This window comes from Roseibium sp., assembly GCF_050301095.1.
Lineage (GTDB): Bacteria > Pseudomonadota > Alphaproteobacteria > Rhizobiales > Stappiaceae > Roseibium.
The window spans coordinates 1-17680 of record NZ_JBNKYW010000130.1 but is presented as its reverse complement, the minus strand read 5'-3'; the positions used below and the strand labels follow the sequence as shown (position 1 = coordinate 17680).

Sequence of the window (17680 nt, the reverse complement as noted above, 5' to 3'; positions counted from 1 at the left end):
CGCCTTCCGGTCACAGACCTTCGAAGGCCCGCCGGTATTTTTCAAGATTGGATTCAGTGTAGGCACCGTAGTCGAAATCGAGTTTCGACGTGATTTCCGACACCATGCTCCACATGGTCTCGCGCAGCAGCGAAGCGCATTTCATGGCCCCGTAACTGCGTAGCAAGGCGGCATCCGGCTCGATACCGAAATAGCTTTGCAGCATCAACCGCTCCGCCTCCTCCGGCAGACCGCAGTTGGTCGCGAGACCTCCCAGGTCGAACAGGGGCGAATTGAAGCCGCCGTATTCCCAGTCGAGCAGCCAGAAGCGGTCGCTGGCGCGCAGGATGTTGGCGGGCAGAAGGTCGTTGTGACCAAGCACGATGTCGACCTTGCCGACGGCCTTTTCAAGGCGCCCCGCCTCTTCCATCAGTTGCGCCAGCTTCGGCATGTGGGCCGACTTGCTTTCCGACAGGAAGGCCGCGTAGTTCCTGAGGACATGAAATACCCAGAACGTCAGAACCGGTCCGCGGGCATGCGCGGTGACATCCCGGTGGGCCTTGCGCACCAGCGCGGTGACGGCGAGCAGGGTTTCCCGGTCATGCAGGTCGGTCTCGGTCAGCGCGACGGCGTCGACGAAATCCAGCACCAGGATACCGGGTTCCGCGTGGTGGATCGGCGGCGAAATTCCGGCGGCCGCGGCGGCCCGGCTGATCGCCAGCTCGTTGAACCGCATGACCCCGTGTTCGGGAATGTCGTCGCCGAAGCGGACCACATATTTGCGGCCCCCGTCCGTCACCGTCAGGTTGACGTTGGTGATCCCGCCTTCCAGCGGGGCAATGTCCGCCGGATTGCTCCAGCAGGGCAGCTCTCTTGCCCGGGCGATGGCGTTCTCGATGGCACTCATTTCAGACCCAGCCTCTCCTGCGATGACCGTGCCAGCGCCGTAACGACCCGGTCGGCAATGATCGCAATGAAAGCGACCGAAAGCCCCGCGACGATGCCCTGGCCGGTGTTGGCCTTGGTAAGCGCGATATAGACCTCCTGGCCGAGATCCCGGGTGCCGACCAGCGCGGTGATGACCAGCATGGAGATCGCCAGCATGATGGTCTGGTTGAGACCCAGCAGCAGCGAGGGTGCGGCCAGCGGCAATTTGATACGCCACAGGATCTGACGCTCCGTGCAACCCGAGACCTTACCGGCCTCGATCACCTCGTTGTCGACGGAACGGATGCCGTGGGCGGCGTAGCGGACGGCGGGCACAATCGCGTAGAGCACGATGGCGATCATTGCGGAGAAGTCACCGACCCGGAACAGCATGACCACCGGGATCAGGTAGACGAAGCTCGGCAGGGTCTGCAGCGTGTCGATCACCACGCTGATGACGGAATTGGCCCTGGCGCTCTGGCCGGCCCAGATGCCGAAGGGAATGCCGATCAGGCTCGCCAGCAGTACGGAGACCGAGCAGAGATAGACGGTCGTCATCGCTTCGCGCCACAGGCCCGAGGCCGCGATGAAGGCCGTCATGGCAGCCGCCATCAGGCCGAGCCGCAGGCCACCGACCCGGGCGGTCGCCAGGCCGACGGCCAGGATGCCCCAGGGCCACGGAATGCCGGCGAAGAACCGTTTGACCGGCAGCAGCAGCACGTTCAGCAGCAGCGTCTTGACCGCTTCGATGGCGTCAAAGAAATTGACGTTGATCCATTCCATCACGGTGTTCCAGAAGGTCCCCGTCGTCAGGGTGAGGCTTTCCGGATATTCCCGGAACGCCGGAATGTAGGCACCGGCCAGGGTCGTCACGGCCGCGATGGCAGCCACGAGGGTCAGGCGCGGATGGCGCTTGTAAAAGGGCAGGCCCGGCTCGGGCCGCGGGCGCACGCGGCGGATGGCGAAGGCCTGGCTGAGACGGTCGAGCGCGATCGCCATGACGACGATGGCGAGGCCCGCTTCCACGCCGCCGCCGATATCGAGGCGGCGCAGGGCGGTCAGGACGTCGTAACCAAGGCCGCCGGCTCCGATCATCGACGCGATGATCACCATGTTCAGGGACAGCATGATGACCTGGTTGACGCCGACCATCAGCGAGGGCATCGCCGTGGGAATGAGAACCTTCCACATGAGCTGGTGGGGACGGCAGCCGACCATTCGGCCCGCTTCGATCACTTCTTCCGGCACCGATTGCAGGGCAACCGTGGAAATGCGGACCATCGGCGGCATCGCATAGATCACCGTGGCGATCAGCGCCGCCACCGGGCCGAAGCCGAACAGCACCAGGATCGGCACCAGATAGGCGAAGACGGGCACCGTCTGCATGAGGTCGAGAACGGGCCGGAGCATTCGGTCGAACACGGGGTGACGGTAGGCGAGAATGCCGAGCATCAGTCCGCCGGCGATACCGAGCGGCACGGCGATGAGCACCGAGGCCAGCGTCACCATGGCGCTGTCCCACTGGCCGAAGACCGCAAGGTAGGTGAAGCAGCCTCCGACGAGCACCGCCAGCATCCGGTCCTTCGCGTAAAGCGCAAGTCCAACAAAAATCGCGATGATCGCGATCCAGCTGAGTGGCGGCGCCAGTTCCACGGCCTGCTGCCCCTGCCCCAGCAGGAAACCACTTACCAGAAAGTCCCTGACGATGTCGTAGGGCGCCTCGATCAGCGCGGATAGGAACCGTGTGACATCCCGGAACGTGAAGATCCCGAAGTCAAGATCGTCCACCAGCCAGTTCATCGCCGAGGAAATCCAGCTGTCGAGGTTCAACTCGTATTTTGCGGGGTACCGGATGATCCAGCGCGCGTCGAGCGCCTTGTAGAGGGACATCGACCAGGTCGAAAGCGCCCAGGTCGCGAGGAAGAGCCCGGCCCAGAACAGCCGCGGCGCGGTGACAAGTCCGGCCAGGGGTGTCCCTGCCGTTTGCGTGGAATTGGCCTCTTCGTGCACCTGATCGGTCATCCGTTGGTCCGCCCGATCATAACATCGATTGCGGTGCGGGCGTTGATGGTACCTACGGGCATGCCGTTCTCGTCGGTCACCTTGAACGGATGCTCGGCGGCATCGATCTCGCCGATCGTCGCGTCCACGGTCAGGCTGCCTGCCAGTTCGCCGGCATAGATGCCCTCGGGCACGCCTGGCGACATGACCGAGCGCAGACGCATCACCTTGGCCCGCGGAATGTGGCGGGTGAATTCCTCAACGTAGGGCGTTGCCGGGTTCATCACCAGTTCTTCCGGCGTTGCCGTCTGCTCGATGCGGCCGTCCTTCATCACGGCGATGCGGTCGGCAAGGCGGATGGCTTCGTCGAAATCGTGGGTGATGAACACGATGGTCTTGTGCAGCATGGATTGCAGACGCAGGAATTCGTCCTGCATCTCCCGGCGGATCAGCGGGTCGAGCGCCGAAAACGGCTCGTCCAGAAACCACAGGTCGGGATCGGCGACCAGCGAGCGGGCAATGCCGACGCGCTGCTGCTGCCCGCCCGACAACTGGCGGGGATAATAGTCCTCGCGGCCCGACAGGCCGACGATATTGATCATCTGCCGCGCCTTTTCCTCGCGGGTGCGGCGGTCGACGCCCTGCACTTCCAGCGGAAAGGCGGCATTCTGCAGGACAGTCAGATGCGGCAGAAGGGCAAAATGCTGAAACACCATGCCCATTTTCTTGCGCCGTACCTGGATCAGGTTCGCCTCGCTCATGGACAGAAGGTCGCTGCCCTCGAAGTGCACCTCGCCGGCGGTCGGCTCGACCAGGCGCGACAGGCACCGCACGAGTGTGGATTTGCCCGAGCCGGACAGACCCATGATGATGAAGATTTCGCCCTTGCGGATTTGCACGCTGGCATCGCGTACGGCACCGATAATTCCGTTATCGGCCAGATCCTGGTCGCTTGGCGAGCCATTGTGCCGGGCCAGAAATTCCTTGCTCTGATACCCGTAAAGTTTCCAGACTCCACGGCAATCCAGGATGACAGGGCGGTCCATCATCTACTCCGGTCTATAGATCTTGAAGAATGCGGCGGGCCATTATTGGCGCCGCCGCAGCTTTTCGTTACTGGATCCAGGAGCGCCAGGTGTCTTCGTTCGCGGCCATCCATTCCGCGACCACCTTCTCTACCGGCACGCCGTCCAGATCGACCTTGGCGATCATCGCGCCCATATCGTCATTGTTGACCGTGAAGGCCTTGATGGCCGCGGCGGCTCCAGGCCACTTTTCATCGACGCCTTTCCAGGCGACTTTCCAGATCGGGCCGCGCGGCTTGCCGCAGTCATAGGCTGCGTCCGGATTGATCCCGACGGAGGGATCATTGTAGCACTCGGCGGAATATTCCGGGAACTGCACGAAGCTGCCCTTGTACTTCTGCGGTGCCCAATGGGGCGAATAGAGCCAGAGCACGATCGGCGCCTTGCGCTGGTAGGCCGATTCCAGTTCCGCGAAGAGCGCGGCATCGGTGCCAGCGTGCACGACCTCGAAATCCATGCCGAGGGCTTCGACACGCTCGTCGTCGAAACCGCCCCAGGTCACCGGACCGCCAAGATAGCGACCGAAGGGTGCGGTTTCAGGGGTGGAGAATTCCTGGGCACAATCGTTGAGCGCCTTCCAGTCCGGCAGGCCCGGACAGACCTCTTCCATATAGGCGGGATACCACCACTCCTCGATGGCCTGCATGCCGGTCTCGCCCAGATTGACGACCTTGCCGGTTGCCGTGGCTTCATCCATGGCTTCCCGGCCCGTGGTTTCCCAGATTTCCATGGCCACATGAAGATCGCCGGTCTTCAGGCCCGCGAACTGGGCAATGTAGTCGGCCTGGACGTAATCGACATTGTAACCTGCGTTCTTCAGCACCTCGCCCATGATGGTCGTGGTGACGATCTGGCCGGTCCAGTCATGAGTTGTCAGCTTGATCGGATCGGTCGATTCCGGCTCCGCCATCGCGGGTTGCCATGTCAGTGTTGATAGGGCGGCCACCGCCGCCAGAAGCTTACGCGCCATTTTGCTATTCCCCACTCTTTGATCTTTGCCCGATCCGTTTGCCGGCCGGTTTGGAAAGCGTATCAAGAATTCCACAGAATGCAACATCAAATCAACACAGATTGTGGAATTGAGCGTTTTTAGATGTGGCTGTTCCGGAGTTTTTTGTATAACTTCCACGATAGAACACACGCAGGCGCGTATTTTCGACCGTCCGCAAACGGCCGAAACCACAAAATCTGGGAGCTGTCATGGAAGTCGAAGTCGATAAAGTTGTCCGCCAAGCCGTTGAAATCGTTGGCAAGGCCAGCAACATACCGATGAGTTTTTTCCGTGCGCCGCTGGATCTGGAGGCAAAAGACGACGACAGCCCGGTAACCGTTGCCGACCGGAAAACGGAAGCCTTCATCCGGGCGGAACTCGCCGCCGCCTTTCCGGGAGACGGCATCTTCGGCGAGGAGTACGGCACCGAGAACCTCGATGCCGAGGCGATCTGGGTCCTGGACCCCATTGATGGCACCCGTTCCTTCATCACGGGAAACCCGCTGTTCGGCATGTTGCTCGGTCGCTACGTAAACAGGAAGCCGCAGCTTGGCATCGTCAGGATGCCGGCACTGGACGAGACCTATGTCGGTGCGGCCGGACACGGCGCCACCTGCAACGGCACCTCGATCCGCTGCCGGGGCACCCAGCGCCTGTCCGAGGCCATGGTCTATATCAACGAGACCGAAAGGCTGCTGGCGGACGACCCCGCGCGCTTTGCGAGGTTGTGCAAGGCCGGACACACGCGCCGCATGGCCTACGACTGCTATCCCCATGCCCTTGCCGCTTCCGGACAGATCGACGCGGTGATCGACTTCGGGCTGGAGCCCTATGACTTTTTGCCCCTCGTCGCCCTGGTGGAAGCCGCCGGCGGCATCATGTGCGACTGGAACGGAAATCCGCTCGATCTCAATTCCGACGGCCGCGTCATTACCGCCGCGACGCCGGAACTGCGGGACGAATTGCTGGACCTTCTGGGGGCCTGACAAAAAAGTGGCGGACCCGGGAGGATCCGCCATAGGGGCTGCACCAAGAGACGGTGAGCAAGTCAGTTGAAACCTTCTAACCGGCGCGCACGGCTGCGACATGTCCGCTGAACGCCGGGCTTTGCATGAGGGCTTTGCACCGCTCGAAACGGTTGGTCGCATAGGCCCAGAAATCTTCCGCCGGATTGCCGTCCGCGTGCTGGATCAGGCCCCAGAGCGTCCAGAGCAAATCGCACATGGCCTTGTAGATAACGACGCGTCCCAATTGGGCGGCTGTCGGCTCCCGGCCGAAATAGCCGATGAGAAGTTCACGCTCCTGCGCCTCGTCCATGCCCGCCTCGACGGAGAGATCACCGACATCCCAAAGCGGATCGTTCATGCCGGAATATTCCCAGTCGACGATCCACATCACCTCGCCGTCGTCGAGAAAGTTCTCGCACAGCGGATCGCAATGGCAAGGCGCGAGCGGCACGGGATTGGCGGCCAGCGCCTCCTTGACCGGTTCTGAAGCCCTGACGATGTCGTGGTAGCCGTCCGGCAGCTCTGCCGCCTTCTTCGACAGCACGGCGAGGTAATCGTCGATCATCGAGAACAATTCAAAACGGAAGTCGAAGCTTTCGCCCGAATTGTGCAGACGGGCCAGCGCCTCACCGGCCCGGCCCGGAGATCCGGCACGGCTCTTGAAGAGTTCCGGCGTCATCGTGGTGATGCCGCCGATGGTCCGCGTGACCATGGTGCCGGAGTTTGCATCCGCCCACAGCACCTCGGGCGAAACACCGGCCCGGTGCGCCGCATTGGCATTGGTGATTTCCACCGAGCGGTCGATATATTCCTCGGTTCCCTCGCCCGGGATCCGCACGATCACGTCGCCCACGGGCGAGACCACCCGATGCACGAGATTGGTCAGTCCGCCGAGGCGTGAAATGGTGCAGTCCTTCGCTTTGACCCCGGCAAACCCGGGTGCATTGCGCAAGGCCCTGACGATCCTTTCCTGATGCTCCGTCATCGGTTCCTCCCTCATGATTTCAGTCGTTCGTTCTGCGGATCATAGAGCGGCCCGTCGACGCGCCGGATGGCGTGGCGGTCACCGAACACCTCGACTTCAAACGCATCCCGGTCCCACAGCGAGGCGTCGAGATAGCCGAAGAGGATCGTCTTGCCGATGGTATGGCCAAAGCCCGCGGAGGTTGCCAGAGACACTGTCCGGCCGTCGCTCAGGATCGTCTCGCCGCCATAAAGGGGCAACCTTGCCTCGGTAACAAAGGTGCAAAGTTTGCGGGTGGGACCTTCGGATTTCTGTTTCGCCAGCACGTCGCGGCCCAGGAAATCGCCGCCGGACTTCAGGTGAACGCGGAAACCGAGCCCCGCCTCGACCGGCGTGTAGTCGGGAGAGATGTCGCCGGACCAGTAGAGATAGCCCTTTTCCAGCCGGAGACTGTCGATGGCGCGATAGCCGGCATCGCGGATGCCGGACGCTTCACCGGCCGCCCGCAAGGTTTTGTAGACATGCGCGCCGAATTCGGTCGGCACATGCAGCTCCCAGCCGAGCTCGCCGACGAAGCCGATGCGCACGGCACGGACCGGTGCCGCACCGATGGTGATGTCTTGTGCCGTTCCGAACGGAAACGCCTCGTTGGAGACATCCTCCTCGCAGACGGCCTGCAGCACATCGCGGGCTTTCGGCCCACAAATGTTGATGACGGCCCGCGCCGAGGTCATCTCGACCAGCTGCACCGAACCGTCCTTCGGCATATGTCGCCGGATCCAGTCCGCGTCATGAGTGCCGAAACCGGAGCCCGTGACGATGTAGAAATGATCCGGGCCGAGGCGCGTGATCGTCAGATCCGCCTCGATGCCGCCATGTTCATTGCACAGTTGCGCATAGATAACCGACCCTGCCGGGCGGTCCATGTTGCAGGCGGCCAGCTTCTGCAGGCAGTCGAGCGCGCCGGGTCCGATCATTTCAAACTTGGCAAAACTGGACTGGTCGATCAGTGCCACGCCTTCACGCACGGCCCGATGCTCCTCGGCGGCGAACCTGTGCCAGCCCGGTTCCAGGAAATCGAGCTGGTCCACCGGCGCCACCCCTTCCGGGGCGAACCAAAGCGGACGTTCCCAACCGTTCCTGGAACCGTAAACCGCGCCGTTATCCTTCAGGATGCCATGGAGCGGCGACAGCCGCAGGTCGCGGGCACTTTCATGTTCCTGACCGGGATACCGCATCTTGTAGTGATGGGCGTAATGCTCCACGGCACGCGGATACATGAAGGTTTTGGTGCCGTGATGCGGACCAAACCGGCGGATGTCGAGCGGCCACAGATCCAGGCTCGGCCTGCCTTCTGTGATCCATTCGGCGATCATCTCGCCGGCGCCTCCACCGGCGGCAATGCCATAGAGAAAGCCCGTGGCAACCATCAGGTTCTCCACTTCCGGCGCCCAGCCCATCACGAAGTCGCCGTCGGCGGAATAGGGGATCGGACCATTGATCACGGTCCTGACGCCGACTTCGTTGAGGATGGGCGTCACTTCTGCGGCAAGTTCGGCCAGCGGACCGAAGCGATCCAGATTGTCCGGCAGAAGCTGGCGGACGAACTCGCCCGGAATGCCCTTGTCGCCGAAGGGCAGCGTGCCCTCCTCGTAACCGCCGATGACCAGACGGCCGCCGGCATCGGGTTTGTAATAGACGAGCCTTTCGGGATCACGCAGGGTCGGCAGACGCTTGACCAGATCGACGTCCGGAAGCGGCTCGGTAACGATGTACTGATGTTCGACGGCACAGGCTGGCACTCGCACGCCCAGTTTGGCGCCGAGTTCCCGGCTCCACATGCCTGCCGCCAGCACGACGACATCGGCTGTATAATCCCCCTCCGGCGTCATAACCCTGGTGATACGGCCGTCGGTCACCTCGAAGTCCTCGACCTTGACGCCCTGCCTGATCGTCACGCCGTGCTTGCGGGCGGCCGAGGCGATCGCCTGGGTCAGGCTGGCGGGATCCACATGGCCGTCGGAGGGAATGAAGGCCGCGCCGTGCAGTCCGCTCGCGTCGATATAGGGAAAGAGTTCCTTCGCCTCCTCGGCGGAGATCATGTGCATCTCCAGATCGAAGCTGCGCGCCATGGTGGTCAAGCGCTTGGCTTCCAGCAAACGTTCCTTCGTTGCCGCAAGCCGCAGGCTGCCGACTTTCTTCCAGTCGAACGCCATCCCGGTTTCTTCTTCCAGCCGGTCATACATGGCCACCGAGCGTTTCAGCATCCGTGTGGTGTTGCGCGAGGACCGAAGCTGACCGACGAGCCCGGCCGCATGCCAGGTCGCACCTTCCGTCAGCGACGCCTTTTCAAGGAGAACCACATCCTTCTCGCCGTTCCTTGCGAGATGATAGGCAATCGAGCAGCCGATGACGCCGCCGCCAATGATGAGGTACTTCGTTTCCCGTCGGCTCATTCCCACTCCCTCGCTTTCACACTGCGCTTCACGCGATTAGGAGGCGATTTTGAGCGAAAAGCAACACAAAACCACATAATTCAACGAAAAACGTTGCTTTTTGTGAAATTGTTCTTTCAATTTGACCTGTTGATTTCCGTTCTGGCGCGCGATGGCGACCCGTTCACACAAATAGCGAAAGTGAACTGCCAGCGAAGCCGGCCCGGACTGTTGGCAAACTCCGCAATCCAAGCCCCTCCTCATCCTGAGGCGATGAGCGTAGCGAAGCCTCGAAAGGTGGATGGCATTTCAAGGCGTTTGCAGCCTACGCTTCGTAACGGGCCTTCGGGACAGGTCTCCGCCCCCCCTCGGGAGAAGGGCGTTCGTCGGGTCTGTCTGCAAGCTGCGCAAGCAGATCTGGCCGCAGGCAGTACGCAGTCAGCCCGCCAGATGAACCTCGATCCCCCATTCGAGAATGGCTTCCCGCAGGCCGTCCACGGGTCTCATGTCCGTCACGAGATGGTCGACGCGCTTCGGGTCTCCAATGGTCACCGGGGCTTCCCGGCCGAACTTGCTGGAATCGCACGCCATGATGCGCACGCTGGAATTGCCCATGATGTTGCGTGAGAATTTCGCCTCTTCCAGGTCGAAAAGGGTGAAGCCCTTGCGCTGGTCGAGACCGGCGGCGGACAGAATCGCGAAATCGGTGTGGAAGTTCAACACGAATTCCATGGCATCCGCGCCGAAAACCCCGCCATCCTGGCTTCTGAGTTCTCCGCCGGCCATGAAAACCCGGTTCTCGTTGCGCATGGACAGACGGTAGGCGACGTAAACCGAGTTGGTCACAATCATCAGCTTGCGGTGGCTGCGCAGAGCGTCGGCGATATAGGCCGTGGTGCTGCCGATATCGAGGAACAGGGAGCTTTCGTTCGGAATCATGCGCGCGACGGTGGCGGCAATCCGTTTCTTGGCATCCAGATTGACGTTCAAACGTTCCTGGAGGTTGCCGTCCTCCTCTTCCTCCTGATCGACCAGTTGCACGCTGCCGTGGGATTTTTCCACCGCGCCCATATCCACGAGGCGCTTGACGTTGCGGCGTACGGTTTCGCCCGACACGTCGAGCAATTCGGCCAGCGAACTGATCTTCTGCAACCCACCCGCCTTACGCAATTCGTTGAGAATCTGCCGTTGTGTGTGATTGGGGTACGGGTCCATCCGCGTGACGCTCCTCCGGGTGAATATGTCACAAAACTAGGTGAACCCTCCACGAAAGACCACAACCATTGTGGAATTCATCAAAATTTCACACGAACCAACATTCGAGTGTTGAATTAGTGTGGACTTTTGAGGAAAGATGTGCATATTAGCATTGAAAATGTGGATTTCAGATGAGGCAGGGTGAATCACGTGAATCCGAACCCGGGAACACGTGGCCTCCTTTCACCAGACCAAGCCCCACCGGCAATCGACACAACAACATCAGGGCCAGGACCAAAGCAGGCCAAACGAAGTGAGGACCACATGACCGACATCCCCTCTTCCTCTCAGGTCGTTGTCATCGGCGGAGGTATCGTCGGATGCTCGACGGCTTACCACCTTGCCAAGGCAGGGGTCGAAGTGGTCCTGCTTGAAAGAAAGAAGCTGACGTCGGGCACCACATTCCATGCCGCCGGCCTCGTCGGCCAGCTGCGCTCCAACGCCAATGTGACCCAGCTGCTCGGCTACTCCATCGACCTCTACCGCAAGCTCGAAGAAGAAACCGGGCTGGCCACCGGCTGGAAGATGAACGGCGGCCTCAGGCTCGCCTGCACCGAGGAACGCTGGACGGAAGTTCGCCGCCAGGCGACAACGGCGCACAGCTTCGGCCTCGACATGCAATTGCTGACGCCGAAGGAGGCGCTGGAATTGTGGCCGCTGATGAACATCGACGACCTCGTCGGCGCAGCGTTTCTGCCGACGGACGGCCAGGCCAACCCGTCCGACATCACACAGGCGCTCGCCAGAGGCGCGCGCATGGCCGGTGCCAGGATCTTCGAGGACACCAAGGTGCTTTCGGTCGACATCCAGGACGGCGTCATCAAGGGTGTCGAGACCGAACACGGCCGCGTCGACTGCGAAAAGGTCGTGGTCTGCTGCGGCCAGTGGACCCGCACCTTCGCCAAGACCTATGGTGTCAACGTGCCGCTCGTGCCGGTCGAGCACCAGTACATGGTGACCGAACGCATCGAAGGCGTGCCCTCCAACCTGCCGACCCTGCGCGACCCCGACCGCCTCACCTATTACAAGGAGGAAGTCGGCGGCCTGGTGATGGGCGGCTATGAACCGAACCCGATCCTGTGGGCGAAGGAAGGCATTCCGAAAGGCTTTCACTACACGCTGCTCGACAGCAACTTCGATCATTTCGAACAGCTGATGGAATTGTCGCTCGGCCGTGTTCCGGCGCTGGAAACCGCCGGCATCAAGGAACTCATCAACGGTCCGGAGAGCTTCACGCCCGACGGCATGTTCATTCTCGGAGAAGCACCCGAACAGCCCAACTTCTTCGTCGGTGCGGGCTTCAATGCCTTCGGCATCGCCGCCGGTGGCGGCGCGGGCATGGCACTTGCGGAATGGGTGCGCAACGGCGAGCCTCCTTTCGACCTGTGGCCCGCAGACATCCGCCGCTTCGGCCGACCGCATTTCGACGACGACTGGATCCGCCAGCGCACCTACGAAGCTTATGGCAAGCATTACACGATGGCCTGGCCGTCCGAGGAACATCACTCGGCGCGCCCCTGCCGCAAGTCGCCCCTATACGACACGCTGCTTGCCGACGGTGCCGTCTTCGGCGAGAAACTCGGCTGGGAACGGCCCAACTGGTTCGCCGATGTCTCGGCCGGCGAGGAGCAGAAGGACATCTACACCTTCCAGCGCCCGAACTGGCATAAAGCGGTCGGACGCGAGCACAAGGCCTGCCGCGAGAGCGCCGCGCTGTTCGACCAGACGTCCTTCGCCAAATTCCTTCTCAAGGGACCCGATGCCTGCGACGCCCTGAGCTGGATCGCCTCCAACGATGTCGACAAGCCCGTCGGCAGCCTGGTCTACACCCAGATGCTCAACGACCGGGGCGGGATCGAGTGCGACCTGACCGTCGCCCGGATCAAACGGGACGAGTATTATATCGTCACCGGAACCGGCTATGCGACGCACGACTTCGACTGGATCTCGCGCAACATTCCTGCGGGCATGAACGCTCAGCTGGTCGACATCACTTCCTCCAATTCCGTGCTCTCGCTGATGGGCCCGAAGGCGCGCGACATTCTGGAAAAGGTCACATCGTCCGATGTCTCCAACGAGGCCTTCCCGTTCGGCACGGTCAAGGTCATCGGCATCGCCGGCTGCCCCGTGACGGCCCTGCGCGTCACCTATGTCGGTGAGCTTGGCTGGGAGCTGCACGTGCCCGTCGAATATGCAAGTGCCGTCTATGCGGCGCTCCATGAGGCCGGCAAGTCCCTCGGCCTGGTCAACGCCGGTTACCGCGCCATCGAAACCCTGCGGCTTGAAAAGGGATACCGCGCCTGGTCCTCCGACATCGGGCCGGACCACACGCCGGACGAAGCCGGTCTCGGATGGGCCGTCAAGATGAAGAAGAACATCGACTTCAAGGGCCGCTCCGCCGTGGAAGCCCAGCGCCTCGGGGGCGTAAAGAAGAAGATGGCCACCTTCGTCACCGATCCGGACATCATCCTGCTCGGCCGTGAAACCATCTACCGCAACGGCGAGCGCGTCGGCTGGCTGACGTCGGCGGGCTTCGGCCACACGATCGGCAAGTCCATCGGCATGGGCTACATCCGTAATGCGGACGGCGTCACCGCCGACTACATCAGGGATGGCGACTACGAACTGGAAGTCGCGACCGAACGTGTCCCCTGCAGCGTGACGCTGGCCCCGCTCTACGATCCCAGGATGGAAAAGGTGAAGGCATGATGCTTGCCGACGCTTCCGTCAGCATCGTCAACTCCCAAAGCCGGTCCCCCATCGTCCTCGTTTGCGAACATGCTTCGCACCACATCCCCGAGGCCTATTCCGGCCTCGGGCTGGAGGCCGATGCCGCCCGCTCCCACGCCGCGTGGGATCCGGGCGCGGACGGGGTGGCCAGGGAGATGAGCCGCCTGCTGAACGCTCCGCTGGTCCGCTCGAACGTTTCCCGTCTCGTCTACGACTGCAACCGGCCACCGCATTCGCCGACGGCCATTTGCGAGACCTCGGAAATCTACGACGTTCCCGGCAACCGCAATCTCACGCCGGAAGCGCGTGCCCATCGTGTCGAGACCGTCTACCGTCCTTTCCGGGCCGCGCTCCGGGAGACGCTGGCCTCGCGCAAGCAGGGTGTGCTGGTCACTGTCCACAGCTTCACGCCCGTCTATCACGGCCGGAAGCGCGAAGTGGAACTGGGCATTCTGCACGACAGGGATACGCGGCTTGCGGACGCCATGCTGGCAGGCGCGACCCGGCATACGGACCTTGTCGCACGCCGCAACGAGCCCTATGCCCCGCGCGACGGCGTGACCCATACGCTGGCCGAACACGCCCTGCCACGGGGTTGGCCGAACGTGATGCTGGAGATCCGCAACGACCTGATCGACACGGAAGCCCGACAGACAAAGATCGCCAGACAGCTGCGGGCACTTCTGATCGATGCGCTCGACCGCATGGCCTTCGACCCGCTGCCCGTGAGCATTGCCGCCTCCTGAACGCAACCGGCCGGCTCCGGCCTCATGACGCTTGCAGAGTGAGAGCCTCTCTCGATGAACAAGACAACTGTGTGCATCTCCCCCATCGACGGGACCGTTCTCGCCGAACGTCCCCTCCTCGACCGGAGCGAGGCAGCGGCCATAGCCGAACGTGCCCGGTCAGCTCAAAAGGCATGGGCCGCCCGCCCGCTTTCCGAGCGCATCGACCTTGTCATGAAGGGCGTCGCGTTGGTCGGAGAAGACAATGCCGGCATCGTGCCGGAACTCGCCCGCATGATGGGTCGCCCGGTTCGCTACGGCGGCGAGTTCGGCGGCTTCCAGGAACGGGCCGCCTACATGGCCTCCATCGCCGAAGAGGCCCTGGCTCCGGTCACTGTTGAAGAAGATGCCGGTTTCAGCCGGCAGATCCGGCGCGAACCTCATGGCGTGGTCCTCGTCATCGCACCCTGGAACTATCCTTACATGACGGCGATCAACACCCTGGCCCCTGCGCTCATTGCCGGAAACGCCGTCATCCTGAAACACTCCGACCAGACGCTTCTGGTCGGCGAAAGGCTGGAGAAGGCCTTCCACGAGGCCGGTATTCCCGATGACGTCTTCCGCAATGTGATCCTCGATCACGCGACGACCGAGGGCCTGATCGCGGACAAGGCATTCGATTTCGTCAACTTCACCGGGTCGGTGCGCGGGGGCCGGGAGATCGAGACCGCCGCGGCAGGCACCTTTACGCCCGTCGGCCTGGAACTCGGCGGCAAGGACCCCGGCTATGTGATGGAGGATGCCGACCTCGACTGGGCGGTCGAGACGCTGATGGATGCCGCCTTCTTCAATTCCGGCCAGTGCTGCTGCGGCATTGAACGCATCTACGTCGCGGAAACCCTTTTCGACGCGTTCATCGAAAAGGCCTCCGCCTGGGTCTCCGCGCTGAAGCTCGGCAATCCGCTCGATCCGGAGACCACCCTCGGGCCGATGGCCCACCGGCGCTTTGCCGAAACCGTGCGTGCCCAGATCGCAGATGCGCTGGCCAGGGGCGCGCGCGGACTGATCGACCCGACCCTGTTTCCGGCGGACGATGGCGGGGCCTTTCTCGCACCGCAGATCCTTGTCGGCGTCAACCACGACATGGAGGTCATGCGCGAGGAAAGCTTCGGTCCGGTCGTCGGCATCATGCCGGTCCGGGACGACGACGAAGCCGTCGCGCTGATGAACGACAGCAAATACGGCCTGACCGTGTCTCTCTGGACGGCCGATCCGGACCGCGCGGCACGGATCGGTGCCCGCATGGAAACCGGCACGGTGTTCCTGAACCGGGCCGACTATCTCGATCCGGCCCTGTGCTGGACAGGCTGCAAGGAAACGGGCCGGGGCGGCGCCCTGTCCGTCATCGGCTACCACAATCTGACCCGACCGAAATCCTATCACTTCAGGAAGAAGAAATGAGCCTCAAAGCCAACTGGTCCTACCCCACCGCCATCCGCTTCGGCGCCGGACGGATCGCGGAAATCGGCGAGGTCTGCGCTGCCGCCGGCATCAAGCGGCCGCTGCTTGTCACCGACCGGGGTCTGGCCGCCATGGAAATCACGAAGCGCACGCTGGCGCTGATGTCGCAAGCAGGACTCGGCGATGCGATGTTCTTTGAAGTCGATCCCAATCCGAACGAGAAGAACCTGGAGGCCGGGCTCAAAATGTTCCGCGAAGGTGGGCATGACGGCGTCATCGCCTTCGGCGGCGGCTCCGGACTGGATCTCGGCAAGATGGTCGCCGTCATGTCCGGCCAGACCCGCCCGGTGTGGGATTTCGAGGATGTCGGCGACTGGTGGACCCGTGCCGATCCGGACGGCATTGCCCCCATCATTGCCGTGCCGACCACCGCAGGCACCGGATCGGAAGTCGGACGCGCCAGCGTCATCACCAACTCCGAGACCCACATCAAGAAGATCATCTTTCACCCGAAGGTTCTGCCGGCAATAGTCATCGCCGATCCGGAACTGACCGTCGGGATGCCGCCGAAGATCACGGCCGGAACCGGCATGGATGCTTTCGCCCATTGCCTGGAGGCCTATTGTTCGCCGCATTTTCACCCGATGAGCCAGGGCATAGCCCTGGAGGGCATGCGGATCGTCAAGGACTACCTGCCCAGGGCTTACAGGGACGGCACGGATCTGGAAGCACGCGGTCAGATGCTGGTGGCGGCGTCCATGGGCGCGGTGGCCTTCCAGAAGGGCCTTGGCGCAATCCATGCGATCTCGCATCCGATCGGTGCCGTCTACAACACCCATCACGGCACGACCAATGCGGTGGTGATGGCCGCAGTGCTCGACCTCAACAGGCCGGAAATAGAAGAACGCGTCGAAAAAGCCGCCGCCTATCTCGGTATCGAGGGCGGCTTCGACGGGTTCCGCGCCTATGTCACCAATCTCAATGCCGTTCTGGGCATTCCGGAAAGGCTCTCCGAGATGGGGGTCGGCACGGACCGGCTCGACGAACTGGTGGCGATGGCCCTCGACGATCCATCCTGCGGCGGCAATCCGGTCGGGTTAACCGCCGGCAATGTCCGCGCCCTGCTCATCGCGACGATCTGAACGCAGGGTTCCCCCAATTCAGCGGAAGGCGCCGGATTGAACTGCCCCCTGAAAACCTGCCGGGGCTAAGGACACGCCCCACCACCGAACTCACGGCCGGCTGCGGCGGAAAGGACCGGAAATGAAGATACTTGTACCTGTCAAACGGGTGATCGACTACAACGTGAAGGTCAGGGTCAAGGCCGACCAGAGCGGTGTCGAGCTGAGCAACGTGAAGATGTCGATGAACCCTTTCGACGAGATCGCCGTCGAGGAGGCCATCCGTCTGAAGGAAGCCGGTCAGGCGAGCGAAGTGATCGTCGTCTCCATCGGCCCGCAGCAGGCACAGGAAACCCTGCGCACGGCGCTTGCCATGGGCGCGGACCGCGCCATCCTGATCACCCTTGAAGACACGGACGCCGACATGGAACCGCTTGGCGTTGCCAAGCTTCTCAAGGCGATCACCGAGCGGGAGGGTCCTGCGTTGATCATCGCCGGCAAGCAGGCGATCGACAATGACATGAACGCCACCGGGCAGATGCTCGCCGCCCTTCTTGGCTGGAGCCAGGCGACCTTTGCCTCGGACCTCGTACTCGAGGCGGAAAGTGCTGTGGTGACGCGTGAAATCGACGGCGGCCTTCAGACCATCCGGGTCAAGCTGCCGGCAGTCGTCACCGTCGACCTCCGGCTCAACGAGCCGCGCTATGCCAGCTTGCCCAACATCATGAAAGCCAAGAAGAAACCGCTGGAGCAGATCGCGGCAAGCGATCTTGGCGTCGATGCCGCCCCGCGCCTGCAGGTCACGAAGACGGCCGAACCCAATGAACGCCAGGCCGGAGTGATTGTCGCGGACACCGGCGCGCTTGTCGGCAAACTACAGGAAATGGGAGTGTTGTGATGTCCGTTCTGCTTCTTGCCGAAATCCAGGGATCCGAGCTGGTTCTGGACGCAAACGCAAAGGCTGTGAAGGCCCTGTCCGGGCTTGGTGAGGTAACGG

Annotated in this window: 13 protein-coding genes; 6 read left to right on the top strand and 7 right to left on the bottom strand. The window is 62.4% G+C overall.

The genetic code is table 11. The features are described 5' to 3' along the window. Positions 1 to 10 precede the first annotated feature (10 nt). From ACQY7U_RS11970 to ACQY7U_RS11955, 4 genes are all read right to left on the bottom strand, one after another. Positions 11 to 886 (bottom strand): choline/ethanolamine kinase family protein, encoded by an 876-nt coding sequence (locus ACQY7U_RS11970; protein WP_428644719.1) that lies wholly within the window; start codon positions 884 to 886, stop codon positions 11 to 13. Further along, a complete protein-coding gene (locus ACQY7U_RS11965) occupies positions 883 to 2928 on the bottom strand; it encodes an ABC transporter permease (protein ID WP_428644717.1) in 2046 nt (681 codons plus the stop codon). The genes ACQY7U_RS11970 and ACQY7U_RS11965 overlap by 4 nt, the downstream gene beginning before the upstream one ends. Further along, a complete protein-coding gene (locus ACQY7U_RS11960) occupies positions 2925 to 3953 on the bottom strand; it encodes a quaternary amine ABC transporter ATP-binding protein (RefSeq protein WP_428644715.1) in 1029 nt (342 codons plus the stop codon). The genes ACQY7U_RS11965 and ACQY7U_RS11960 overlap by 4 nt, the downstream gene beginning before the upstream one ends. Positions 3954 to 4020: 67 nt before the next feature. Continuing rightward, complete coding sequence (locus ACQY7U_RS11955; RefSeq protein WP_428644713.1) at positions 4021 to 4962, bottom strand: ABC transporter substrate-binding protein; 942 nt, start codon at positions 4960 to 4962, stop codon at positions 4021 to 4023. 230 nt (positions 4963 to 5192) lie between these two features. Between ACQY7U_RS11955 and ACQY7U_RS11950 the strand changes: the two genes are divergently transcribed. Then, a complete protein-coding gene (locus tag ACQY7U_RS11950) occupies positions 5193 to 5969 on the top strand; it encodes an inositol monophosphatase family protein (protein ID WP_428644711.1) in 777 nt (258 codons plus the stop codon). Between the two features lie 76 nt (positions 5970 to 6045). Here ACQY7U_RS11950 and ACQY7U_RS11945 read toward each other — a convergent pair whose 3' ends face one another. The 3 genes from ACQY7U_RS11945 to ACQY7U_RS11935 form a co-directional block, all read right to left on the bottom strand. Next, positions 6046 to 6975 (bottom strand): phosphotransferase, encoded by a 930-nt coding sequence (locus ACQY7U_RS11945; RefSeq protein WP_428644709.1) that lies wholly within the window; start codon positions 6973 to 6975, stop codon positions 6046 to 6048. 11 nt (positions 6976 to 6986) lie between these two features. Continuing rightward, positions 6987 to 9410 (bottom strand): GcvT family protein, encoded by a 2424-nt coding sequence (locus tag ACQY7U_RS11940; protein WP_428644707.1) that lies wholly within the window; start codon positions 9408 to 9410, stop codon positions 6987 to 6989. A 417-nt stretch (positions 9411 to 9827) separates the two neighbouring features. Beyond that, on the bottom strand, positions 9828 to 10604 hold the full coding sequence (locus ACQY7U_RS11935; protein WP_428644705.1) for a DeoR/GlpR family DNA-binding transcription regulator: 777 nt from the start codon (positions 10602 to 10604) through the stop codon (positions 9828 to 9830). Positions 10605 to 10910: 306 nt separating this feature from the next. Here ACQY7U_RS11935 and ACQY7U_RS11930 point away from each other — a divergent pair, with 306 nt between their 5' ends. From ACQY7U_RS11930 to ACQY7U_RS11910, 5 genes are all read left to right on the top strand, one after another. Further along, a complete protein-coding gene (locus tag ACQY7U_RS11930) occupies positions 10911 to 13355 on the top strand; it encodes a GcvT family protein (protein ID WP_428644703.1) in 2445 nt (814 codons plus the stop codon). Beyond that, a complete protein-coding gene (locus ACQY7U_RS11925; protein ID WP_428644702.1) occupies positions 13352 to 14122 on the top strand; it encodes an N-formylglutamate amidohydrolase in 771 nt (256 codons plus the stop codon). Before ACQY7U_RS11930 ends, ACQY7U_RS11925 begins: the two co-directional genes overlap by 4 nt. Before the next feature lie 54 nt (positions 14123 to 14176). Continuing rightward, the gene (locus tag ACQY7U_RS11920; protein ID WP_428644700.1) at positions 14177 to 15562 is read left to right on the top strand and encodes an aldehyde dehydrogenase family protein; all 1386 of its coding nucleotides are present in this window, start codon (positions 14177 to 14179) and stop codon (positions 15560 to 15562) included. Further along, positions 15559 to 16704 (top strand): iron-containing alcohol dehydrogenase, encoded by a 1146-nt coding sequence (locus tag ACQY7U_RS11915; protein ID WP_428644698.1) that lies wholly within the window; start codon positions 15559 to 15561, stop codon positions 16702 to 16704. The genes ACQY7U_RS11920 and ACQY7U_RS11915 overlap by 4 nt, the downstream gene beginning before the upstream one ends. Positions 16705 to 16825: 121 nt before the next feature. After that, positions 16826 to 17581, top strand: a complete 756-nt coding sequence (locus tag ACQY7U_RS11910; RefSeq protein ID WP_428644696.1) for an electron transfer flavoprotein subunit beta/FixA family protein — start codon at positions 16826 to 16828, stop codon at positions 17579 to 17581. Positions 17582 to 17680: the final 99 nt, after the last annotated feature.

Coding starts and splice junctions, on each gene's coding strand:
- ACQY7U_RS11970 (WP_428644719.1), bottom strand. CDS start 886: ATGAGTGCCATCGAGAACGCCATCGCCCGGGCAAGAGAGCTGCCCTGC.
- ACQY7U_RS11965 (WP_428644717.1), bottom strand. CDS start 2,928: ATGACCGATCAGGTGCACGAAGAGGCCAATTCCACGCAAACGGCAGGG.
- ACQY7U_RS11960 (WP_428644715.1), bottom strand. CDS start 3,953: ATGGACCGCCCTGTCATCCTGGATTGCCGTGGAGTCTGGAAACTTTAC.
- ACQY7U_RS11955 (WP_428644713.1), bottom strand. CDS start 4,962: ATGGCGCGTAAGCTTCTGGCGGCGGTGGCCGCCCTATCAACACTGACA.
- ACQY7U_RS11950 (WP_428644711.1), top strand. CDS start 5,193: ATGGAAGTCGAAGTCGATAAAGTTGTCCGCCAAGCCGTTGAAATCGTT.
- ACQY7U_RS11945 (WP_428644709.1), bottom strand. CDS start 6,975: ATGACGGAGCATCAGGAAAGGATCGTCAGGGCCTTGCGCAATGCACCC.
- ACQY7U_RS11940 (WP_428644707.1), bottom strand. CDS start 9,410: ATGAGCCGACGGGAAACGAAGTACCTCATCATTGGCGGCGGCGTCATC.
- ACQY7U_RS11935 (WP_428644705.1), bottom strand. CDS start 10,604: ATGGACCCGTACCCCAATCACACACAACGGCAGATTCTCAACGAATTG.
- ACQY7U_RS11930 (WP_428644703.1), top strand. CDS start 10,911: ATGACCGACATCCCCTCTTCCTCTCAGGTCGTTGTCATCGGCGGAGGT.
- ACQY7U_RS11925 (WP_428644702.1), top strand. CDS start 13,352: ATGATGCTTGCCGACGCTTCCGTCAGCATCGTCAACTCCCAAAGCCGG.
- ACQY7U_RS11920 (WP_428644700.1), top strand. CDS start 14,177: ATGAACAAGACAACTGTGTGCATCTCCCCCATCGACGGGACCGTTCTC.
- ACQY7U_RS11915 (WP_428644698.1), top strand. CDS start 15,559: ATGAGCCTCAAAGCCAACTGGTCCTACCCCACCGCCATCCGCTTCGGC.
- ACQY7U_RS11910 (WP_428644696.1), top strand. CDS start 16,826: ATGAAGATACTTGTACCTGTCAAACGGGTGATCGACTACAACGTGAAG.